This is a genomic window from Ottowia beijingensis (assembly GCF_013423955.1).
GTDB classification, from domain to species: Bacteria; Pseudomonadota; Gammaproteobacteria; order Burkholderiales; family Burkholderiaceae_C; genus Ottowia; species Ottowia beijingensis.
In genome coordinates this window covers 1,984,215-2,005,491 of the sequence record NZ_JACCKX010000001.1, presented here as the reverse complement: position 1 = coordinate 2,005,491, position 21,277 = coordinate 1,984,215, and the positions used below count along the sequence as shown (strand labels likewise).

Annotated in this window: 16 protein-coding genes and 6 pseudogenes; 10 read left to right on the top strand and 12 right to left on the bottom strand. The window is 68.1% G+C overall.

What is annotated here, in order from left to right:
* Nucleotides 1-112: 112 nt before the first annotated feature.
* The 3 genes from H0I39_RS10110 (at nt 113) to H0I39_RS10100 (ending at nt 2,442) form a co-directional block, all read left to right on the top strand.
* Entirely contained in the window at nt 113-1,225 is a 1,113-nt protein-coding gene (locus H0I39_RS10110) for an aminoglycoside phosphotransferase family protein (protein WP_180550395.1), read from the top strand.
* Between the two features lie 115 nt (nt 1,226-1,340).
* A complete protein-coding gene (locus H0I39_RS10105; RefSeq protein ID WP_180550394.1) occupies nt 1,341-1,871 on the top strand; it encodes a hypothetical protein in 531 nt (176 codons plus the stop codon).
* Between the two features lie 181 nt (nt 1,872-2,052).
* A complete protein-coding gene (locus tag H0I39_RS10100; RefSeq protein WP_180550393.1) occupies nt 2,053-2,442 on the top strand; it encodes a hypothetical protein in 390 nt (129 codons plus the stop codon).
* Between the two features lie 368 nt (nt 2,443-2,810).
* Here H0I39_RS10100 and H0I39_RS22075 read toward each other — a convergent pair whose 3' ends face one another.
* The 5 genes and pseudogenes from H0I39_RS22075 to H0I39_RS10085 form a co-directional block, all read right to left on the bottom strand.
* Entirely contained in the window at nt 2,811-3,260 is a 450-nt protein-coding gene (locus H0I39_RS22075) for a PEP-utilizing enzyme (protein ID WP_308645918.1), read from the bottom strand.
* 413 nt (nt 3,261-3,673) lie between these two features.
* Nucleotides 3,674-4,273 (bottom strand): annotated as a pseudogene (locus H0I39_RS22070) (PEP/pyruvate-binding domain-containing protein); the annotation flags it as partial.
* Between the two features lie 798 nt (nt 4,274-5,071).
* Nucleotides 5,072-5,422: a hypothetical protein gene (locus H0I39_RS22065; RefSeq protein WP_257645740.1), complete on the bottom strand. Its 351-nt coding sequence runs from the start codon at nt 5,420-5,422 to the stop codon at nt 5,072-5,074.
* Nucleotides 5,407-7,005, bottom strand: coding sequence for a phosphate transport regulator (locus tag H0I39_RS10090; RefSeq protein WP_257645739.1), 1,599 nt, complete (start codon nt 7,003-7,005; stop codon nt 5,407-5,409). The genes H0I39_RS22065 and H0I39_RS10090 overlap by 16 nt, the downstream gene beginning before the upstream one ends.
* 272 nt (nt 7,006-7,277) lie before the next feature.
* Complete coding sequence (locus H0I39_RS10085) at nt 7,278-9,503, bottom strand: heavy metal translocating P-type ATPase (RefSeq protein ID WP_180550392.1); 2,226 nt, start codon at nt 9,501-9,503, stop codon at nt 7,278-7,280.
* Between H0I39_RS10085 and cadR the strand changes: the two are divergent.
* The 6 genes and pseudogenes from cadR to H0I39_RS10055 all read left to right on the top strand — a co-directional run.
* A pseudogene (cadR, locus tag H0I39_RS23255) lies at nt 9,454-10,053 on the top strand (Cd(II)/Pb(II)-responsive transcriptional regulator); the annotation flags it as partial. The gene H0I39_RS10085 and the pseudogene cadR overlap by 50 nt on opposite strands.
* Nucleotides 10,054-10,191: 138 nt before the next feature.
* A pseudogene (locus H0I39_RS10075) lies at nt 10,192-11,470 on the top strand (solute carrier family 23 protein).
* Between the two features lie 47 nt (nt 11,471-11,517).
* Nucleotides 11,518-12,084, top strand: a complete 567-nt coding sequence (locus H0I39_RS10070) for a superoxide dismutase family protein (protein ID WP_180550391.1) — start codon at nt 11,518-11,520, stop codon at nt 12,082-12,084.
* A 527-nt stretch (nt 12,085-12,611) separates the two neighbouring features.
* A pseudogene (gene scpC / locus H0I39_RS10065) lies at nt 12,612-14,128 on the top strand (succinyl-CoA:acetate CoA-transferase ScpC).
* 213 nt (nt 14,129-14,341) lie between these two features.
* A complete protein-coding gene (locus H0I39_RS10060; RefSeq protein ID WP_180551769.1) occupies nt 14,342-14,623 on the top strand; it encodes a type II toxin-antitoxin system RelE/ParE family toxin in 282 nt (93 codons plus the stop codon).
* A gap of 29 nt (nt 14,624-14,652) precedes the next feature.
* Nucleotides 14,653-14,964, top strand: coding sequence for a HigA family addiction module antitoxin (locus H0I39_RS10055; RefSeq protein ID WP_180550390.1), 312 nt, complete (start codon nt 14,653-14,655; stop codon nt 14,962-14,964).
* Nucleotides 14,965-15,737: 773 nt separating this feature from the next.
* Here the strand turns inward: H0I39_RS10055 and H0I39_RS10050 are convergent.
* From H0I39_RS10050 to aroE, 6 genes and pseudogenes are all read right to left on the bottom strand, one after another.
* Nucleotides 15,738-16,157 (bottom strand): hypothetical protein, encoded by a 420-nt coding sequence (locus H0I39_RS10050; RefSeq protein ID WP_180550389.1) that lies wholly within the window; start codon nt 16,155-16,157, stop codon nt 15,738-15,740.
* Nucleotides 16,111-16,686 carry a hypothetical protein gene (locus tag H0I39_RS10045; protein ID WP_180550388.1) on the bottom strand — a complete coding sequence of 192 codons (576 nt, stop codon included), beginning with the start codon at nt 16,684-16,686 and terminating at the stop codon, nt 16,111-16,113. The genes H0I39_RS10050 and H0I39_RS10045 overlap by 47 nt, the downstream gene beginning before the upstream one ends.
* A 3-nt stretch (nt 16,687-16,689) precedes the next feature.
* Nucleotides 16,690-17,181 carry a hypothetical protein gene (locus H0I39_RS10040; protein WP_257645738.1) on the bottom strand — a complete coding sequence of 164 codons (492 nt, stop codon included), beginning with the start codon at nt 17,179-17,181 and terminating at the stop codon, nt 16,690-16,692.
* 171 nt (nt 17,182-17,352) lie between these two features.
* Nucleotides 17,353-17,927 (bottom strand): annotated as a pseudogene (locus H0I39_RS10035) (cob(I)yrinic acid a,c-diamide adenosyltransferase).
* Nucleotides 17,928-17,937: 10 nt separating this feature from the next.
* Nucleotides 17,938-18,390, bottom strand: coding sequence for a type II 3-dehydroquinate dehydratase (gene aroQ / locus H0I39_RS10030; protein ID WP_180550387.1), 453 nt, complete (start codon nt 18,388-18,390; stop codon nt 17,938-17,940).
* A gap of 13 nt (nt 18,391-18,403) precedes the next feature.
* The gene (aroE, locus tag H0I39_RS10025; RefSeq protein ID WP_180551767.1) at nt 18,404-19,243 is read right to left on the bottom strand and encodes a shikimate dehydrogenase; all 840 of its coding nucleotides are present in this window, start codon (nt 19,241-19,243) and stop codon (nt 18,404-18,406) included.
* Nucleotides 19,244-19,466: 223 nt separating this feature from the next.
* Here aroE and H0I39_RS10020 point away from each other — a divergent pair.
* Nucleotides 19,467-20,893 (top strand): annotated as a pseudogene (locus H0I39_RS10020) (FAD-binding oxidoreductase).
* Between the two features lie 100 nt (nt 20,894-20,993).
* Here the strand turns inward: H0I39_RS10020 and H0I39_RS10015 are convergent.
* Nucleotides 20,994-21,233, bottom strand: a complete 240-nt coding sequence (locus tag H0I39_RS10015; RefSeq protein ID WP_308645825.1) for a peptidoglycan-binding domain-containing protein — start codon at nt 21,231-21,233, stop codon at nt 20,994-20,996.
* Between the last annotated feature and the right edge of the window lie 44 nt (nt 21,234-21,277).

The following is a 21,277-nucleotide window of genomic DNA, read 5'->3' as shown; positions in this document are numbered from 1 at the left end:
CGAAGCGTGGCGAGAAAGGGGAAAAACCGGCGAAGCCTGCACTGCGTGTGGGTCCAGAAAGCGCAAGCACTGGCCCGGTGCGGGAGACGGCTCGCTCTAGAATCGATTATCCATGAGCGACGCGACACCGGCCCCCTGTCACCATCCGTTTCCCCGCTGCCGCGCCCTCGCGCCCACCTGGGCCGATCCGGCGCGGGCGCAGGCCTTCGCCGCCTGGCTGGCACGCATCGCGCCGGCGCAGCGCCTGCAGCCGGGCAGCGTGCGCGTGGCGTCGGCCGACGCCAGTTTTCGCCGCTACTTCCGCCTGGACACCACCGATGGCGCCACGCGCATCGTGATGGACGCCCCGCCCGCGCAGGAGAACAGCGCCCCTTTCGTGCACGTCGCCGGCCTGATGCAGGCCGCCGGCCTGCCCGCGCCGCAGGTGCTGGACTGGGACGAGCCGCAGGGCTTCATGCTGCTGACCGACTTGGGTCATCGCACCATGATGGAGGAAATCGACCGCGCCCACCCCGAGGCCAACCGCCCGCGCTACCTGCAGGCGGTGGAGTTGTTATTGAAATGGCAACAGGCCTCGAAACCCGGCGTGCTGCCGCCCTACGACGAGGCGCTGCTGCGGCGCGAGCTGGCGCTGTTCCCCGACTGGTATCTGGCCAAACACCGCGGCATCGCCGTGGAAGGCGCGCTGCGCGACACGTTGAGCAAGACCTTCGACCTGATCGTCGCCCGCAACCTGGCCGCGCCCATGGTCTACGTGCACCGCGACTTCATGCCGCGCAACCTGATGGTGTCGCCGCAAGGTGCGCTCGGCGTGCTCGACTTCCAGGACGCCGTGTACGGCCCCATCACCTACGACATCGCCAGCCTGATGCGCGACGCCTTCCTCACCTGGGACGAGGAGTTCGTGCTCGACATCACCGTGCGCTACTGGGAACGCGCGCGCAAGCTCGGGCTGCTGAACTTCGAGGACTGGCACAGCGACTTCGGAAGCTTCTGGCGCGCCGTCGAATGGATGGGCCTGCAGCGGCACCTGAAGGTGGCCGGCATCTTCGCGCGGCTGACCTTGCGCGACGGCAAGCCCAAGTATTTGGCCGACGCGCCGCGCTTCATCGCCTACATCCGCCACACCGCCGCGCGCTACCGCGAGCTGGCGCCGCTGCTCAAGGCCATCGACGAGATCGAAGGCACCGAAGCGGCCAGCGGCTGGGCGTTCGGTCGGATGTGACGGCGCTTACAAGTCAAATTGGCCGCCAGCGCTTATCCAGTCAGCGCAGGCAGCTATACATAGCGCAGCACTTAAACCCCTCACCGACTGACGGCAGCCATCGGAGAAACACACCATGACACGCTCTCGCGGCGCCACACGCGCGCGCCGGTCTGCCACTGCCGTGCGCCACACGGTTGCCACGGCGGCGGGCCTGCTGGCGCTCGCCACCCTCAGCGCCTGCGGCCAGCGGCCCGAGCCGTTCGACCCCGGCCAGATCGTCGCCACCGAAGTGATCCCGCCCGGCCGGCCCATGGCTGAGTTCAACCGCCCCACCATCGTGCGCGAAGGCACTGGCGAGCCGGTGCAGGTGGGCGACTTCGTGACCCTGCACAAGTTCCGGCTGGACAAGCAGACCGGCAAGATCATCAGGGACCGCGGCGTCGGCTGGGCGTGGCTGGGATTCCTCAATGCGAGGCAGACGCCGTTCTACACCTGCCACACCGAAAATTTCACCTGCGAAGTCGATTCCGCGATCGTGGGCATGAAGGTCGGCACGGTCTTCAAGTACGACCGTGCCGATTGGCTAAGCCCATACCTCCCTCAGGATACAACGAAGGTAAGGGACGATGTGCCGGGGGAGGAGCGATTCCGATCGGCCACATAGACAACTATCGGCGTAGGGTGATCAGTCAGACCTTGGCGCTGCGCAAATCGGTTCACACGTTGCCAAACTATCTGCAGTCGCAACTGATGGATATTGAGCCGAGCATCTTTAGAGGTCCCGATAACGATACAGAGCTTCCGAAGAAATCAGTCTGGTGGCTGCAGGGGGCAGCGGGACCTACATGGTCGTTGGCAACAGTCTCTTCAAGATCGTCCAGCGCTGCCCCGCCCAATTGCTGCGCCACACCCGAGAAGTGGTGCGCACCGGGCCGATGCTGTACGGGGAAGGCTGGATTCCGACGCAGATCACGCGTGAACCGCGCCGCCTGTGGGTGAGCGAGGTCGAATTGCTGGGCCAATGCCCCGATGGCAGCACGATGTCGTTCAAGCTTGGGCCGATGGACGGCCGCCGCCCGCCCGACCGGCCCGAGAGCGGGCCCACCTACCAAGGCTACTGGGACGACTGGTTCAAGCAGGCCGGCGACCACCTGCCGCTGGCCATCCACATCACACCGGCGCCAGACATCCCGATTCCGCACGATTGCCCGCCCGAGGGGTGCGTAGTGCCGTGAGCGGTGCGGCGCCAGGGCGCAGGTGCAGCCAGGCAGGGCGGGCACTTCGCGCCCGTGCATGGGCTACCCAGTGCCTCTTTGGAAACAACGCGCCTGATCTCGCCAGCACGACGGCCGGCCCTGCATCGACATCGGCGGATTTGACGCTGGGAAAGCAGGGATCCTGAACATTGAAAGGGAGTATCAAGCGCCAGCGCTTGATGGACGGGCGCTGACGGCCGCCCTATTGGGGAGTATCCACACATCCCTGTGGGAGCGGGCTTGCCCGCGATCGGGCATCGGGTGCAGGCGCGGCGGCGCCATCGCGGGCAAGCCCGCTCCCACAAGGCTCGGCCATCACGCGACGAGCAGGGGCCGCAGCGGTGGGCTTAGCCCGCCCGCAGCGCCGCCAGCCGCGCCATCAAGTCCTGCGGCACTTCGCGCACCGTGCGCACCGCGCCGCGCCAGATGGCGCCGCTGCCGCCGTCCAGCGTCAGCACCTCGCCCTCGGCCAGCTCCTCGCCGCCCAGGCGCACGCGGCGGTGCGGGGTGTCGATCACCAGTTGCTCGCAGCCGACCAGGCACACCTTACCGAGCTGGCGCGCCACCACGGCGGCGTGTGACGTGCGGGCGCCGCGCGCCGTCAGCAGGCCGGCGGCGATGTCGAGCGCGGCCAGGTCGCGCGTTTCGGCGTCCTGGCGCAGCAGCAGCACGGTGGCGCCGGCCGCCTGGCGGGCGCGGGCAGCGGCTTCGTCGAGCACGATCTCGCCGATGGCCACGCCGTGCGCGGCGCTCACGGCCTGCGCCAGCGGCTGGGCCGCGCCGTCTTCGGTGACCACGCGCGGCACGGCCAGCTGGTCTTCACCCAGGCCCTCGGTGCGGCGGCGCGCCTCGTCAAGGCTGATGACGCCCTCGTCGGCCAGGTCGAGCGCGATGCGCGCGGTGGCCTGCGCCGTGCGCTTGCCGGCGCGGGTCTGCAGCAACCACAGGCGGCCGTTCTCGACCGTGAATTCGAAGTCCTGCATGTCGCCGAAGGCCTGCTCGAGCTGCTGCGTGGCGGCCAGCAGCTCGTGCCACACGGGCGGTGCGGCGGCGGCCAGCTGGTCGTGGCCCTGCGCGCTGCGCCGGCCCGACACCACGTCCTCGCCCTGGGCGTTGAACAGAAAGTCGACCCAGGGCGCCGGCTCGCCGGTCGAGGGTGGCGCGTGAAGCCCACGCCCGCGCCCGAGGTGCCGCCGGCGTTGCCGAACACCATGCGCTGCACGGTGACGGCCGTGCCGATGCTGTCGGCAATGCCGTTCAGGCGCCGGTAGTCGCGCGCCTTGGGCGCCTGCCAGCTGGCGAACACGGCGGCGATGGCCTGCGTGAGCTGATCGCGCGGCGACTGCGGGAAGGGCTGGCCGGCCACGCGCTGCACGCTGGCCAGGTGGGCGCGCGTGAGGGCGCGCAGCTCGGCAAAGTCCAGCTCGCGCTCGTCGCGGCCGGCGGCGATCTGGGCCAGGTCGGCCTCGAACACCGCGGCGTCGATGCCCAGCACCACCTCGCCGAAGCCGGCCACCAGGCGGCGGTAGGCGTCCCACACCAGGCGCGGGTTGCCGGTGGCGCGCAGAAAGCCGGGCAGCGTGGCATCGCACAGGCCGATGTTGAGCAGCGTTTCCATCATGCCCGGCATCGACACCGGCGCGCCCGAGCGCACCGACAGCAGCAGCGGCTGGCGCGCATCGCCGAAGCGGGCATCGCTGGCGTGCTCCAGCGCGGCCAGCGCTGGTTGCCACACCTCGGGCCTGAGCGCGGCCGGGTCGGCGCACCAGCCGGTGCCCAGCACGAAGGCTGGCGGCACCGGCAGGGCCATGGCGGCCATGCGCGCCAGGTTGTGCGCCTTGAAGCCGATGGCCTCGGGCGGCGGCACGTCCGGCGTGCGGGGCTTGGGGCCGCAGCCGATCAGCGCCACGGCGTGGGCTGCGGAGGAAGTGGGTGGTGTCGCGGGCGTTCATGGTGGGGTATCAGGGGGCGAGGGTGACGCCTACCTGCGGGCGCTCGCGCAGGCGCGGAAGCTCCCTCTCCCGCGGGCGGGAGAGGGCGGGGTGAGGGTCGGCGGTGGTGTGGGGCAGCGGGCGGCCCCACCCCAGCCCTCCCCAGCGGGGAGGGAGCGACGCGGGCGGCGGCGGCGGGGAGAGGAACGGGCGGGGTGGTGGTGGCGTTCGCCCTCACCCTGCCCTCTCCCGCCAGCGGGAGAGGGAGTGTCCGGGGGCGGTGACTGACATGGGAATGGGCGACGGGTGCGCGTCTATCGTCTGCCGCTCACGCCGCGGCCACGCCCATGCGCTGCATGGTGCGTTCGCGCAGGCCCCAGCCCAGCGTGAGCAGGGCGTCGCTGGCCTGCGGGCGCTCGCATCGGTGCGGAAGCTCCCTCTCCCGCTGGCGGGAGAGGGCGGGGTGAGGGTCGGCGGTAGTGCTGGGCAGCGGGCGGCCCCACCCCAGCCCTCCCCAGCGGGGAGGGAGCGACGCGGGCGGCGGCGGCGGCGGGGAGAGGAACGGGCGGGGTGGTGGTGGCGTTCGCCCTCACCCTGCCCTCTCCCGCCAGCGGGAGAGGGAGTGTCCGGGGGCGGTGGCCGGCATGGGGAATGGGCGACGGGCGCGCGTCTGCCGCTCACGCCGCCGCCACGCCCATGCGCTGCATGGTGCGCTCGCGCAGGCCCCAGCCCAGGGTCAGCAGGGCGTCGCTGGCCTGCTCGATGGCGGCGGCCAGTTCGTTGCCCAGGGTCAGCGCCACGGCGTCGGGCTGTTCGCGGCATTGCGTGGCCAGTTCGCGGCGGGCGCGGCGCAGCAGCTCGTCGCAGTGGCGCTCGGCCTGCTGCACGCGCCAGGCGGCCGACAGGTATTCGGACTGGTCGTCGCCGGCGCTGGCCTCGCCCAGCGTGCGCGCCACGGCCAGGGCCTTGACGTGGTCCTGCACGGCGTTCAGCACGGCGTCGGCCAGCTCGGTCAGCACCTGGCGCACGGGGGCAGTCCAGCCGTCGATGGCGGGGTGGCGTCGACATGCTCGGCCAGCAGGCTGAGCACGAAGCAGGCTTCCTCCAGCGCGTCGGCCACGTCGTCGCTGTGGTGCAGCAGCTGCATCAGCGGGCGCCATTGCGGCTGGTGCTCGGCCAGCTCGCGCGCGTGCACCACCAGCTGGTCGGCGTGGCGCTCCCAGTCCTTGGCGCGCGCGGCCAGACGCTCGGCGGCGGGGGCGTCGCGCTCCAGCCCGTGCGCCAGCGCGTCGCGCAGGCCTTGCGCCAGGGCGTGGCAGTAGGCGGCGTGTTCTTCCAGCAGGTCGTCGTCGCCGCGGCGGCCGCGCAGGCGGCGCGCCAGCTGGGCCTGGGTCTGGTCGAGCAGCAGCGCCGGCGCGTTGGGGTGGTGGGCGGCGTTGATGAGCACGCCGGCCAGAAAGTCGCGCGCCTCGGCCTCGCCCAGCACCTGGTCCAGCCGGTCACCCAGGCGGAACTGGCTGGGGCCTTGCGCGGCCATGGCGTCCCAGATCAGGCGCTCGGCGCCGGCGTTCAGCCACGCCATGTGGCCGGCGCGGGCACGCGTGCTGGCCTCCAGCACCGCCACCGCGCCTTCGCGGCTGACGAAGTGCAGCAAGCGCTTGCGCGCGCGGTTCCAGTCGATCAGGAACACGATGCGCTCGCCGATGCCTTCGAGCTGCTGCGCCAGTTCGGCTTCATCGTGCGCCTCGAAGCGCGCGGTGCCCACGTGATAGGCGTCGCCCTGGTTCAGGCCCTGGGTGGTGCGCTGCTCGGCCTGGCCCCAGTGCGCGCCCACCTCGGCCAGCAGGCGCTGGAAGAAGCCGAAGCGCTGGCGGTGCAGGTCGGAATAGGTCAGCGTGATGACCTGCGGCGCGGCGGCGGTGTCGACCTGGATCACCAGCACGTGCGCGTCGTTGGTGCCGATGTCGTTCTGGATCAGCAGCTTGTCGCCGTCGCGCGTGGCGGCCGTGTCGAGGCCGGGGTGGTCGAACTTGAGCGGCGCGGTGCGGTTCAGCCCGCGCATGAAGGCGGCGATGCGCGGGCGGTCGCTGTCGTCGCCCGCCAGCTGCCAGCAGTGCGCGCCGTCGATGCGGTCGGTGGACAGCCCGGCCGCCAGGCGATTGAGCGCCTTGTGCAGGTCCATCACCATGATGTGCAGGCTGTCGCCGCGCGCGCGCTGGCCATGGGTCAGCGCCTCGATCTGCGCGGCGGCCAGCACCGGGCCGGACAGTGCATTCAGCTCGGCATGCCAGTGCGTCACGCGCTCGGCGAATGCAGCGTCGGCACCGTCGCCTTCGACCAGCGGGCGCGCCATCACACCCAGGTCGTCGGCCAGGCGCAGCGCCAGGCGCGGCAGATCGGGCACGCGCAGGGCGCCATCGGCTTCGCTGGCGGCGGTAGCGGGCAGGTCGTGCAGCCAGTCGGCCTCGGCGCGCACGGTGATGTCGGCGGCGGCGATCTCGCGCGACAGGTCCAGCGCGGCCTCGCGCGGGTGGTGGGCATGGGCGTGCGCGGCCTGCAGCACGCTCAGGTAGAGCTTCAGGCGGTCGTTGGCCTTGAGCGCGGCGCGCACCTGCGCCGGCCGCAGCAGCGAGGCCAGCGCCGGCGCCTGCTCGCCCAGCGTGGCGACGGCATCGCTTTTTCCATGGATGAAAAGCCGTGAAATTCAGAGTCCGCCAGTCTGTGTCACGGCCGTGACCAAGGCGTGACAGCGGCGGTTGGCTCGTGCCGCTGCCACGCAATTCACTTCTCTATTGATAGCTGTTTACGCCCATCCAGTATCAAATTCAAGACAAAACAATCTGAAAACATTGTGTGAAGAGCGCAAGCAGCTCTCTTTTTGAACTACGCCCGCCCGCCCCGCAGCATGCGCAGCCCATTGGCCACCACGATCAGGCTGGCGCCCATGTCGGCGAACACCGCCATCCACATCGTCGCCAGCCCTGCCAGCGCCAGCCCCAGGAAGGCCGCCTTGATGCCCAGCGCCAGCACGATGTTCTGCCACAGCACGCCGTGCGTGCGGCGCGACAGGCGGATCAGGCCGGGCAGGCGGCGCAGGTCGTCGTTCATCACCACCACGTCGGCGGCTTCCATGGCGATGTCGGTGCCGGCCGAACCCATGGCGATGCCGATGTCGGCCGCCGCCAGCGCCGGCGCGTCGTTGATGCCGTCGCCCACCATGGCCGTGGGACCCAGGCGCGCCTGCAGCTCGGCGATGCGGGCCAGCTTGTCGCCCGGCAGCAGCTGACCGTGCGCCTCGGCCACGCCGGCGGCGCCAGCCACGGCCTGCGCGGCGGCGGGGTGGTCGCCCGACAGCATCACCGTCTGCACGCCCAGCGCGTGCAGTTCGCGCACCGCTTCGGGCGCGTGGTCCTTCACCGTGTCGGCCACGGCGAACAGCGCCAGCACCGCCGTGTCGGAGGCCAGCAGCGACACGCTGCGGCCCTGCGCCTGGTGCGCCGCCAGCCGCTCGGTGAGCAACGCGCTGCCCAGGCCCAGCGCCTCGGCGGCGCGCTGGCTGATGAGGCGCAGCCGCTGCCCGCCCACCACGCCTTCGACGCCGTGCCCCGGCTGGTCGACGAAGTGCTCGACGTTGCCGGCCGCCACGCCCTGCGCCGCCAGCCCCTGCGCGATGGCCTGCGACACCGGGTGCGCACTGTGAGCAGAAAGTGCCGCTGCCGCAGACAGGACGGTCTCTTTAAGCTCTTGATTCGATAGCAATTCATGCGCCACCAGCACCGGCTTGCCCAGCGTCAGCGTGCCGGTCTTGTCCAGCGCCACGGCCTTCAGGCGGCGCGCTTCTTCCAGGTACACGCCGCCCTTGACCAGCACGCCGCGCCGCGCCGCGTTGGCCAGCGCGCTGACGATGGTCACCGGCGTGGCGATCACCAGCGCGCACGGGCAGGCAATGACCAGCAGCACCAGCGCCTTGTAGATCGCCGTCAGCCACGTCCAGCCCGCCAGCCACGGCCCCAGCAGCGCCACGGCCAGTGCCAGCACGAACACGGCCGGCGTGTAGACCGCGGCAAAGCGGTCGATGAAGGCCTGCGTGGGCGCGCGCTCGCTCTGCGCCTGCTCCACGGCGTGGATGATGCGTGCCAGCTGCGTGTCGCGCGCGCCGGCCGTCACGCGCACTTCCAGCACGCCGGTCTGGTTCAGCGTGCCGGCGTACACCGCGTCGCCCTCGGCCTTGTCCACCGGCAGGCTCTCGCCGGTGACGGGCGCCTGGTCGATGGCGCTGCGGCCGGCCGTCACCACGCCGTCCAACGCCAGCCGCGTGCCGGGCTTGACGCGGATCACGGCGCCCAGCGGCACGTCGGCGGCCTTGGCGGCGTGCCAGTGGCCGTGGGCATCGCGCTGCTCCACGGTGTCGGGCGCCATCTCCAGCAGGCCTCCGATGGCGCCGCGCGCGCGGTCCACGGCGCGCGCCTCCAGCCATTCGGCCAGCGCGTACAGCGCCATCACCATCGCGGCTTCAGGCCACTCGCCGATCAGGAAGGCGCCGGTGACAGCCACGGTCATCAGCGCGCTGATGTTCAGCCGCCCGCGCCGCAGCGCGTTGAAGCCCTTGATGTAGGTCGACAGCCCGGCCAGCGCCACCGCCGCCACGGCCAGCGCCATGCCCAGCCACTGCACGGATTCGGGGCCGAAGGCGCTGAGCAGCTCGGCACCCAGGGCCAGCACCAGCGCCGCCACGGTGCGGCTCAGGCCGGGCGCCAGGGTCAGAGCCTGCCAGGGTGACGGCTTCGCGTCGACCGGCGCGGCGACGGCGGCGGCGCTGCCGCAGCCCGATCCGCAACAGGCGCCGCAGCTCGACGCCGCGACGCTCGGCGCGGGCGCCGCGCCCACCGTGCCCGTGGGCGCAAAGCCCGCGCCCTTCAGCGCCGCCTCGATGCCCGGCAGCGCGCCCGGCAGCGCGTCCACCGCCAGCTCGCGCGCGCCCAGGCGGAAGGCCAGCCGCTGCACACCGGCCACGTCGCGCAGGGCGTGGCGGATCTCGCTTTCCTCGGCCGCGCAGTCCATGTTGGGGATGCGCCAGGTGACGCTGTCGAATGTCCTCGTGGTGCTCATGGCTCGATTGGAAACCCTGGAGCAACTCCAGAGTCAAGCCGCCGTGCGTCCCCGCCTTTGTGGGAGCGGGCTTGCCCGCGATTCGGTGTTGGTTGAGGGCGATGCGCTGCCATCGCGGGCAAGCCCGCTCCCACACCCAGGTCACCGAGCGCGCCGCGCGCCGGGTCATTACCATGGCCCCATGAAGATCAGCGAACTCGCCCAGGCCACGGGCACCCCGGTCGACACCATCCGCTACTACGAGCGCGAAGGCCTGCTGCCCGCGCCGGCACGCGGCGACAACAACTACCGCGTTTACGGCGCCGAGCACGCCGAGCGCCTGGCCTTCATCCGCCAGGGGCGCGGGCTCGACATGTCGCTGGGCGAAATCCGCACGCTGCTGGCCTGGCGCGACCAGCCCGACGCCGACTGCGGCGCCGTCAACGATCTGCTGGACGAGCACATCGGCCACATCGCCACCCGCATCCGCGAGCTGCGCGCGCTGGAGCGGCAACTGAAGGATCTGCGTGCCCAGTGCCGCCAGGCCAGCGACACGGCGCACTGCGGCATCCTGACGGGCCTGGCGCAGGCCGCCGAGCCACCCCAGCCCGTGCGCACGACAACCACGTGCACGGCACCCACGGCCGGCCCTGACTGGGCCGGTTCGCCCGTACCATTGCGCCACTTTCCACAAGACGAGGAGCGAGGTATGAGCCTGTTGAGCTGGCAGGAGCGGCCGGCGTCGGCGCTGGCCGATGGCGGGGTGATCGGGCCCGACGAGCGGCTGCCGTGGCCGCAGACGGCGGCCATGGGCGTGCAGCACGTCATCGCCATGTTCGGCGCCACGGTGCTGGCGCCGATCCTGATGGGGTTCGACCCCAACCTGGCGATCTTCATGAGCGGAATCGGCACGCTGATCTTCTACTTCGTCACCGGCGGCAAGGTGCCCAGCTACCTGGGCTCGTCGTTCGCCTTCATCGGCGTGGTGATCGCGGCCACCGGCTATGCGGGCCAGGGGCCCAACGCCAACATCGGGGTGGCGTTGGGCGGCATCATCTTCTGCGGGCTGCTGTATGCGCTGATCGGCGCCATCGTGCAGGCCGTAGGCACGGGCTGGATCGAGCGGCTGATGCCGCCGGTGGTGACCGGCGCGGTGGTGGCGGTGATCGGCCTGAACCTGGCGCACATCCCCATCAAGAACATGGCGGCCAGCAACTTCGACAGCTGGATGCAGCTGGTCACCTTTCTGTGCGTGGCGCTGGTGGCGGTGTTCACGCGCGGCATGGTGCAGCGGCTGCTGATTCTGGTGGGGCTGCTGATCGCCACGCTGATCTATCTGGTGCTGGCCAACGGCCTGGGGCTGGGCAAGCCGATGGACTTCTCGGGCATCGTCAACGCGCCCTGGGTGGGGCTGCCCAAGTTCACCGCGCCGGTGTTCGACACCAACGCCGCCCTGCTGATAGCCCCGGTGGCGCTGATCCTGGTGGCCGAGAACCTGGGCCACATCAAGGCCGTGGCGGCCATGACGGGCCGCAACCTCGACCCCTACATCGGCCGCGCCTTCGGCGCCGACGGGCTCGCCACCATGGTGTCGGGCACCGCCGGCGGCACGGGCGTGACCACCTATGCCGAGAACATCGGCGTGATGGCCGCCACGCGCATCTACTCGACCGCGGTTTTTGGTGGCGGCCGTGATGGCGCTGGTGCTGGGCTTCAGCCCCAAGTTCGGTGCCTTCATCCAGGCCATTCCGCTGCCGGTGATGGGCGGCGTGAGCATCGTGGTGTTCGGCCTCATCACCATCGCCGGCGCCAAGATCTGGGTCGACAACAAGGTGGATTTCAGCAACCCCGTCAACCTGCTGGTGGCCGCCATCACGCTGGTGCTGGGCACGGGCGACTTCACGCTCAAGTTCGGCGACTTTGCGCTGGGTGGGATTGGCACCGCAACCTTTGGGGCCGTTCTCCTACACGCGCTGCTGCGGCGCTGAACCTAGCATGGGCGTTTGCCAACCCTGGTCCACAAGGAGAACGCCCCATGCTGAAATCAACCGCTTTGCGCAGCGCCGCGCTGCTGGCCGTGGCCGCCGGCCTGGGCGCCTGCAGCAACATGAAGAACGCCGAGGTGAACCCGCGCACCGTGGCCATCGTCAAGCTCACCTCGGCCGCCGGCGGCACGCCGCAGCCCAACCCGCAGTCGCCGGTGCAGGGCGTGATCAACTTCTCCGAGCTGCGCGGCATCACCAGCGTGACCGGCACCGTCACCGGGCTGAAGCCGAACGCGCCGCACGGCTTCCACGTGCACGAGAAGGGCGACTGCTCGACGCCCGACTTCAGCAGCGCGGGCGGCCACTTCAACCCCACCAACCAGCCGCACGGCGCGCACGGCAGCGGCCTGCACCACCTGGGCGACATGCCGCAGCTGATGGCCGACGCCAGCGGCGCGGCCAAGGTGTCGTTCAACAGCCAGACGCTGAAGCTGCGCGGGGTGAACAGCATCATCGGCAAGTCGGTCATAGTGCACCGCGACCCGGACGACGTGAACCACCAGCCGGTGGGCAACGCCGGGCCGCGCCTGGCGTGCGGGGTGATCATGCAGAACTGAGGCGCGGCCGCGTCTTGAACCCGAGAAAGCGCCTGCGGGCGCTTTTTGCTGCTGTCTTGATAGCTGCCGGCGCCCGCTCCGTGGGCGCAGAAGGCCGTTTGGACCCCAAAACGCCTGTAGGAGCGGGCTTGCCCGCGATGGCAGCGCATCGCCCACCCTGCACGCCCATCGCGGGCAAGCCCGCTCCCACAAGAGGGCAGCCTCAAGAATAGTTGGGGTATATGGATTTTGCGCCCGTCATTCGGGCGTTAGCAGCATGGATGCATGGGAGTATTTGGATGTGAACACTGCAACCACCCCGTTCCCAGCCCTTCCCAGCGCCTTACCCCGTCCCGCAACGCCGCCCGTGCGATAAGTCACCCCCAGCCCCCGCGTCGCCACCCCGCTTGACCTGCCTCAAGCCCCGCCGTGAACCCGCGCGGCCACCCGTCCTCTACACTAGGGTTAACCCTGATGACCCGCCTGCGCGCGGGCGGCTCGCTTTCAAGGATTCACCCATGCTGACCAACCCCTCCGCCCCCACCTCCCTGGCCGCCGGCCGCATCCAGCACGCCGGCCTGCGCACCAAGCTGATGACCGCCGAGCAGGCCGCCGCCCTGATCCAGCCCGGCTGGAACGTCGGCATGAGCGGCTTCACCGGCGCTGGCTACCCCAAGGCCGTGCCGCTGGCGCTTGCGCACCAGATCGAGGCCGCGCACGCGCGGGGCGACAAATTCCGCATCGGCCTGTGGACGGGCGCCTCCACCGCGCCCGAACTGGACGGCGCGCTGGCCAAGGTCGACGGCATCGACATGCGCCTGCCCTACCAGAGCGACCCCACGGTGCGCGCGCAGATCAACAGCGGCCACATGCAGTACGTCGACATCCACCTCTCGCACGTGGCGCAGTTCGTGTGGTTCGGCTTTCTGGGCCACCTGAACGTGGCGGTGATCGAGGTAGCCGGCATCCTGCCCGACGGCCGGCTGGTGCCCAGCACCTCGGTCGGCAACAACAAGACCTGGATCGACCAGGCCGACCACGTCATCCTGGAAGTGAACCACTGGCAGAACCCCGGCCTGGAGGGCATGCACGACATCTACTACGGCACCGCCCTGCCGCCGCACCGCCAGCCCATCATGATGACCGAGCTGGCCAGCACATCGGCGAACCCTACCTGCGCTGCGACCCGGCCAAGGTCATCGCCGTGGTCGAGACCAACGCCCCCGACCGCAACAGCAAGTTCGCCGCGCCCGACGCCAACTCGCAGGCCATTGCCGGGCACATCATCGACTTTCTGCAGCACGAAGTGGCCAAGGGCCGCCTGCCCAAGGCGCTGCTGCCGCTGCAATCGGGCGTGGGCAACATCGCCAACGCCGTGCTGGCGGGGCTGAACGCCGGCCCGTTCGACAAGCTGAACGCCTACACCGAGGTGCTGCAGGACGGCATGCTCGACATGCTCAAAAGCGGCAAGCTCGCCACCGCCTCGGCCACCGCGCTGTCGCTCAGCCCCGACGCGGCCAAATACTTCAACGAGCACATCGCCGAGTTCAAGGACCGCATCGTGCTGCGCCCGCAGGAAATCAGCAACCACCCGGAAATCATCCGGCGCCTGGGGCTGATCGCCATGAACGCGATGATCGAGTGCGACATCTACGGCAACGTGAACAGCACGCACCTGATGGGCAGCGCCATCATGAACGGCATCGGCGGCTCGGGCGACTTCGCGCGCAACGCCTACCTCTCCATCTTCATGACGCCCTCGGTCGCCAAGGACGGCGCCATCAGCTGCGTGGTGCCCATGGCGTCGCACGTCGACCACACCGAGCACGACGTGCAGGTCATCGTCACCGAACGCGGCCTGGCCGACCTGCGCGGCCTGGCGCCCCAGCAGCGCGCGCGCCTCGTCATCGACCGCTGCGCCCACCCCGACTTCCGCGACGCGCTGACCGACTACCTGGAGCGCGCCAAAGCCGGCGCCAACGGGCAGCACACGCCGCACCTGCTGGACGAGGCGCTGTCGTGGCACCAGCGGTATTTGAAGCAGGGGAGCATGAAGGCGGGCTGATGCCGCTTCTGGTTTGATAGCTTGCAGCGCATGGTGGGCGGGCGCTGCGGGCCGATTTGGCTTGGAATGTTGTAGACTGGATTAGCGCGGCGCAACCCGGCCACGCACCGAAGAAGAGCGCTGGGTTTCGTTCTTCAGCCCAGCCTACGACCTACACCGCTGAAGGCAGTTTTATACCGAATATCGGTAAACGGTATGCAATGCTCGCAAACCATGGCGGCCCTCTCGTTCAAGTGTCCGGACACGCAGCGCCTGTTCACCAGCGGCAAGACCCGCCGCTTCGCCAACATCCACAGCGTGGCCGAGCGCAAGCTGGCGCAACTGGACGCGGCGCAAACTCTGGACTTCCTGCGCAGCCCGCCCGGCAACCGGCTGGAACCGCTGAGCGGCGACCGCCAAGGCCAGCACAGCATCCGCATCAACGACCAGTGGCGGCTGTGCTTCGTGTGGACCCACCAAAGCGTGGCCGACGTGGAGATCGTCGATGACCACTGAAGCCGCCACCGCAACGCAAGGAGAAACCCATGTTCAAGAACGGCATGCGCCCCATCCACCCCGGCGAAGTGCTGCGCGAGGATTACCTCAAGCCGATGGACATGAGTGCCAACGCGCTTGCCAGGCAATTGCACGTGCCCGCCTCGCGCATCAACGACATCGTGCTGGAGCGGCGCGGCATCACCGCCGACACCGCGCTGCGCCTGAGCCGTTTCTTTGGCGGCGACGCGCAGTCGTGGCTGAACCTGCAAACCGCCTACGACCTGCGCGTGGCCGAACTGGATGAATCGCTGCAGGCGGCGGTGATGACGGTGCATCCGCTGGCCTTGCGTCCTGCTTAACAGCGTAGACGAAAAAATTGTAATCTGACCCCAATTTCCGCCAGTATGCCTCTATGCCCTCCGGGTCGTCCGTCTCAATGACATGAACATGCTCAAGCTCCTCGGGGAGCAGGAGCGAGATCTCTCGACGTCGGCGAGCCGTGTCGTTGGAGCGGCCAATCTTGTAATGCTGCCCGTGCTTAAGCAGGTACACGTAGCCAGTGACGGCTCGGCTGACCGACTTTGCTTCCGGGCCAACTGACGCTTTGCTTTGAGGAATGAGATGCGAAATGTCGGAAATGCCGTTGGCCTGGCAGAACGCCAACGCGACACGTGGCAAGTTGGAGAACGTGCCGCCCGCAACAGTGACAAAGGCCTCATAGCTCGGAAAGGACTTGTCCTTGGCACGAGCAGCCTTGATGTGCCCCTTGGTCGGAAAGCGTCCGATGCCGCGAATCAGCTCCATGAGTGATGCCAGAACGATCTGAGGGTCTGACGCAGGATTTAGCTTGTTCTTACCGAAGCCGGCTGCAACCAACGCATCGCTGTAGCTGGCAAAGCCGGCCGACCAAAGCGCAGAGCGACTCAAACCAGTGCTGGCCAGGAAGAGCTTCTCACCGAGCGGCTTGTGGCCATTCTCGCGAGCAAGTCGCTGAATCTCGCTAGTGACTTCTTCGGGACTCATGAGTGCATCAAAGGCCGTCTAACGTTTCGCTTGAGGGGCGCGGAGACAGCAAGCATAGCTTGCTGGCGGAGCGTCCTCTCGAAGCGATTGTTAGGCCATAAAACTTCCATTACTCACCGGCATGGGCAGTGAGAAACAGCGACTTTTCAAGTGACGCGAAGAAATCTTGATAGTGTTTTGGATCCTCGATCGGCGTGATGTTGAATTGAGCATTTGCTCTCACCAACATGCGGTCAGTGCCCTTGGGGCGAACCGATACTGTGATTTTAATTTGGTGACCATCAAGCTTGGTGCCGCTGACGCTACCAAGCATTAGGTCTGCACGATCAATGACGAAACCGAGGTCCTGAAGGGTGGAAATTGTTGCTCGTAGAACCTTCTCTTTGTCTGCTGTCTCGAATATACGTGACTGATAGCTGCGCTTCTGAAGTTGGGTTTCATCGCCGGAATCTAAAACACGTTGATTGGTTGTCGCGCATCCGCTAAGAAGTGACAGAGACAGAAGAATTGCAGTGAATAGGTATCTCATATTTTTGTGCCTCAAGAAAAACGGATTTCGATACACGCTCGTAGAAGTCTTGGTACAGCTCGGGCTCTCGAAGGGTTTGAGCTATTGTGGAATTGTCAGTGCGCCGCACCAATCGCTGAAAGGTGACACGCACAAAATGACTATCAGACATTGCTTTGCCACTGCTGTCGTTAACAGGCCGCACAACAAGTGCAACGCGAATTGTTTGGTCTTTGCTGATTGCCATTGCACCACCGCCAAGAAGAGCAACAATAATTGCTGCTGCAACCTCGCCGCCGTTAGTGGCATCACGTTGTTTGCTGGCAGTTAGAACTCCGAGTTTAGTTTCTGAATTTTCAAGATTGAACCCAAGGTCTTGAAGCACATTTGCACTTGCCGTTATTAAATCGGCTTCTTTGATACCGTCATAACGACGGGTTTCCAATTGCCGTTGCTGTAATAACTCTGGGGTAACAACAAAAGTGTTCGGCGGAACGGTCACGCATCCGGCAAGGAAAAGCGCGCCAATAAGGATTGGTAGCTTTTTCATTTGTTAAAACCTCGAAGTGTGATATGCGAAGTCACGAACTTTGCCGTCCTTATCAAATTTGATGATGACGGTAAGCGTGCGTTGACTTGTTGAAGAAGCTCCTGCCGAAGAACCGCCGCCAACACCGACACCACCTGCGGCACCACCGCCAAAACCAAGGATCAGAGCATTGACACCGCCACTGCTGGACGAATAAGCGCGGTCGGTAGCGATCTTGTCGTATATCCAGACCTCTCGGCGCTCTTCGTCGGTAGATACGATATTGGGCGAACCAAGTGCTTGAGCAACATCAGCACCACTCATTCCGACACGGATTTCCTTTTGTACCTTGCCGACGGTCATACGATCTGTCGAGTTGTCTTGAACATCCGCCCTGTGGAAGGCTGCGGATTGACACCCGGAGAGTAAGGCGGCGGTAAGTATTGCCAGGAAAGAAAAGCTTCTTCGTTTATTGAGCATCTTTGTATCCCCTTTCATAAAAACACGATTAATCATATGCCTACTGGGTTCGATGTAGGCGGCCTAACTTGATTTATCTTGCATATCCGCGCAATAACAGTTAACGCGACAGCGCACGGATGTACGACACAAGAACGTAACCCATTGAGGGAGCTCGAGTTTTCGGGTTCATCTGGATGTAAGCCCGGTATAACCTGCACGCAAGACTCATTCTTTGGCGTTTACCAACCGCTCACTCTTCCAATACACATCATCTCCCACGCTCCCATCCGCCCGATGCCGGTTCAGCACGCGGGCCAGCACGAACATCAGATCGGACAGGCGGTTGAGGTAGCGGCGCGGGGCGGCGCGCACGGCCTCGTGCTGCTCCAGCGCCACCACGCTGCGCTCGGCCCGGCGGGCGACGGTGCGGCAGATGTGGGCCTGGCTGGCGGCGCGGGTGCCGGCCGGCAGGATGAACTCCTGCAGGCGCGGCAGGGTGGCGTTGTGGCGCTCCAGCGCAGCGTCGAGCTGCGCCAGCGCGTCGTCCTTGAGCAGCTCGAAGCCGGGGATGGACAGCTCGCCCCCAGGTTGAACAGCTGGTGCTGGATGTCGATGAGCAACTCGCGCACGTCGGCCGGCATGTCCTCGCACAGCAGCAGGCCGATGTGCGAGTTGAGTTCGTCCACGTCGCCCATGGCCATGGGGCGCGCGCTGGCCTTGGAGACGCGCGTGTTGTCGCCCAGGCCGGTGGTGCCGTCGTCGCCGGTGCGGGTGGCGATCTGCGTCAGGCGCTTGCCCATGGTCAATTCCTCATTTTTTGATAGCTGCCTGCGCAGCACTGGCGGCGGCCCGCAGCCCCAGAAGGTATGAATCCACACCGAAGCCGCTGATCTGACCCCTGGCAATGTCGGCGATGTAGGACTGCTGGCGGAACGGCTCGCGGGCGTGGATGTTGCTCATGTGCACCTCGACGATGGGGCACTTCAGGATCGCCAGCGCGTCGCGGATGGCGACGCTGGTGTGCGTCCACGCGCCGGCGTTGATGACCACCGCCGCCACGCCATCGCGGTGCGCCTGGTGGATGCGCTCGCACATGGCGCCTTCGTGGTTGGTCTGGAAGCATTCGACCGCCACGCCCAGCTCGCCGGCCAGCGCGTGCAGCGCCGCGTCGATGTCCGCCAGCGTCGCCGTGCCGTATTGCGCCGGGTCGCGCTGGCCGAACATGTTGAGGTTGATGCCGTGCAGGACGAGGAGGTTCATCATGCCCGCCATTACATCAGACCAGCGGCACGGTAAGGCGAGTTAGCGCCTCGCGCGTGTCGGGGCGCACGCCGCGCCACCAGGCGAAGGCTTCGGCGGCCTGCTCGACCAGCATGCCGACGCCGTCGGCAACGCGGGCGGCGCCTGCGGCCTGCGCCAGCTTCAGGAAGGGCGTGAGGCCCTTGCCGTAGACCATGTCGTAGGCCAGCGCGCCAGGGGCGAAGGCGGCGGGCGGCACGGCGGGGGCATCGCCGCCCAGACTGGCCGAGGTGGCATTGATGACGACGTCGAACGGCGCTTCGCCCGCCAGCGCGTCGAAGCCACCGCCGGCCAGCGGCACGCCGCCCAGGTGCGGGGCCAGTTCATGCGCCAGCTCCTCGGCCTTGGCAGCGGTGCGGTTGGCAATGACGATGCGCGCCGCACCGGCGCGGGCGATGGGCAGCACGGCGCCGCGCGTGGCGCCGCCGGCGCCGAGCAGCAGCACGCGCCGGCCTTTCAGCGGCAGGCCCAGGTTCGCCTCGATGTCGCGCACCAGGCCGACGCCGTCGAAGTTGCGCGCCTCGATGCGGTCGCCGTCGAAGCGCAGGGCGTTGGCGGCGCCGGCCAGGCGGGCGTCGTCGCTGGCTTGCGTGGCCGCGGCCAGGGCCTGCAGCTTGAAGGGCAGCGTGACGTTCATCCCCTGGCCGCCCGCCGCGCGGAAGGCGGCCAGCGCGCGGGCAAAGCCGCCCTCATCCGCGCCGCCGTCGATGGCCTCGTAGGTCATCGCCTGCCCAGTGGCCTGCGCGAACAGGCCGTGGATGAGCGGCGACTGGCTGTGGGCGATGGGGTGGCCGATGACGGCGTAGCGGTCGGGCATGGCGTGCGGGTAGTGGATGGCAGACGGGGCCATCACTGTAGCGCAGGGTGGCAGGGGCACGGCTTATGAGCCAAATTGGCCTTCAGCGCCCGTCCAGCAAGCGCTAACAGCTATGCAATCAGGAGTACTCACACCCAAGCCCGCTCCGAGCGCGCTGCGCCCGATCGGCTTAAACTGGCCGATCCCCGATTGCCGCGGCCGCGCCCGCCTGGAGACACCTGCCATGAACGCCCCCACCCAGCTTGCCCACGTCACGCCCGAGATCAAGCCGCGCCCGGCGCCACCGGCGCTGATCGAGGCGCTGAAGTCGCGCTTCGGCGCGCAGTTTTCCGAAGCCATGGCGGTGCGCGAGCAGCACGGGCGCGACGAGTCGGCCTTCACCACCGTGCCGCCGCCGGCGGGCGTGGTGTTTGCCGAGAACACGACCGACGTGCAGGACGCCATCAAGCTGTGCGCGCAACACAAGGTGCCGGTGATTCCGTACGGCGTCGGCTCGTCGCTGGAGGGCCACTTGCTGGCCGTGCAGGGCGGCATCAGCCTGGACGTGAGCCGCATGAACCAGGTGCTGAGCGTGAACGCCGAGGACCTGACGGTGACGGTGCAGCCGGGCGTGACGCGCAAGCAGCTCAACGACGAGATCAAGAGCACCGGCCTGTTCTTCCCCATCGACCCCGGCGCCGACGCCAGCATCGGCGGCATGGCCGCCACGCGCGCCAGCGGCACCAACGCCGTGCGCTACGGCACCATGCGCGAGAACGTGCTGGCGCTGGAAGTGGTGACGGCGCAGGGCGAGGCCATCCGCACCGGCACGCGCGCCAAAAGAGCAGCGCCGGCTACGACCTGACGCGCCTGTTCGTGGGCAGCGAGGGCACGCTGGGCGTGATCACCGAGGTCACGCTGCGCATCTACCCGCTGCCCGAGGCGGTGTCGGCGGCGATCTGCTCGTTCCCGACCATCGCCGACGCGGTGACCACGGTGATCCAGACCATCCAGATCGGCGTGCCGATTGCGCGGGTGGAACTGATCGACGGCAACAGCGTGCGCGCCGTGAACCAGTACGCCAAGCTGAGCCTGCGCGAGGAGCCGATGCTGCTGATGGAGTTCCACGGCTCGCCGGCCGGCGTGAAGGAGCAGGCTGAAGTGGTGCAGGAGATCGCCCGCGAGCACAGCGGTGCCGACTTCGAATGGGCCGACACGCCCGAGGAGCGCACGCGCCTGTGGACGGCGCGGCACAACGCCTACTTCGCCGCCGTGCAAAGCCGCCCGGGCTGCCGCTGCATCACCACCGACACCTGCGTGCCCATCAGCCGCCTGGCCGATGCGCTGCTGGACACGGTGGCCGAGGCGGACGAGAGCGGTATCCCCTACTTCCTGGTCGGGCACGTGGGCGATGGCAACTTCCACGTCGGCTACCTGATCGACCCCGACGACGACGACGAGCGCGCCCGCGCCGAGGCGCTGAACCACCGCGTGGTGCAGCGCGCCATCGCGCTGCAGGGCACCTGCACTGGCGAGCACGGCGTGGGGCTGCACAAGATGGGCTTTCTGATCGACGAAGCCGGCGCCGGCGCGGTGGCGATGATGCGCACCATCAAGCAGGCGCTGGACCCGGACAACATCATGAACCCGGGGAAGGTGTTTGCGCTGTAGGCCGTGGGCCCAGCGATTTCAAGCCAAATTGGCCTTCAGGCCAATGCTGGCGAGCGCCAAAAGCTTCTGATTCGATAGCAAACGACGGCTGACGATGCCCTCAGCGCGGCGCCGTCAGTGCCTGGCGCGTGGCCTCGTCGAGCCGGCCGCTGTCCGGCAGCCCGTGGTCGCGCTGGAAGGCGCGCAGCGCCGCCGCGGTGCGGCGCCCGACCACGCCGTCGGCCGGGCCGGCGTCGTAGCCCATGCCGTTCAGCCGCGTCTGCGCGTCGCGCAGCGTGAGGCGCGCGGGGGCGACGACGGGCGCCGGCTCGGGCCGGCCGGGCAGCGGCGCGGTGACCACGCGGCCGTGCGGTGGCAGCAGTTGTGGCGGCGGGGTGATGGGGC

What these genes read in the sequence shown, in the direction of transcription:
- H0I39_RS10100 (WP_180550393.1), top strand. Translation starts at nt 2,053, where the DNA reads ATGGTCGTTGGCAACAGTCTCTTCAAGATCGTCCAGCGCTGCCCCGCC.
- H0I39_RS10110 (WP_180550395.1), top strand. Translation starts at nt 113, where the DNA reads ATGAGCGACGCGACACCGGCCCCCTGTCACCATCCGTTTCCCCGCTGC.
- H0I39_RS10070 (WP_180550391.1), top strand. Translation starts at nt 11,518, where the DNA reads ATGCTGAAATCAACCGCTTTGCGCAGCGCCGCGCTGCTGGCCGTGGCC.
- H0I39_RS10040 (WP_257645738.1), bottom strand. Translation starts at nt 17,181, where the DNA reads ATGATTAATCGTGTTTTTATGAAAGGGGATACAAAGATGCTCAATAAA.
- aroE (WP_180551767.1), bottom strand. Translation starts at nt 19,243, where the DNA reads ATGCCCGACCGCTACGCCGTCATCGGCCACCCCATCGCCCACAGCCAG.
- H0I39_RS10045 (WP_180550388.1), bottom strand. Translation starts at nt 16,686, where the DNA reads ATGAAAAAGCTACCAATCCTTATTGGCGCGCTTTTCCTTGCCGGATGC.
- H0I39_RS10105 (WP_180550394.1), top strand. Translation starts at nt 1,341, where the DNA reads ATGACACGCTCTCGCGGCGCCACACGCGCGCGCCGGTCTGCCACTGCC.
- H0I39_RS10055 (WP_180550390.1), top strand. Translation starts at nt 14,653, where the DNA reads ATGTTCAAGAACGGCATGCGCCCCATCCACCCCGGCGAAGTGCTGCGC.
- H0I39_RS10060 (WP_180551769.1), top strand. Translation starts at nt 14,342, where the DNA reads ATGGCGGCCCTCTCGTTCAAGTGTCCGGACACGCAGCGCCTGTTCACC.
- aroQ (WP_180550387.1), bottom strand. Translation starts at nt 18,390, where the DNA reads ATGATGAACCTCCTCGTCCTGCACGGCATCAACCTCAACATGTTCGGC.
- H0I39_RS10050 (WP_180550389.1), bottom strand. Translation starts at nt 16,157, where the DNA reads ATGAGATACCTATTCACTGCAATTCTTCTGTCTCTGTCACTTCTTAGC.
- H0I39_RS10085 (WP_180550392.1), bottom strand. Translation starts at nt 9,503, where the DNA reads ATGAGCACCACGAGGACATTCGACAGCGTCACCTGGCGCATCCCCAAC.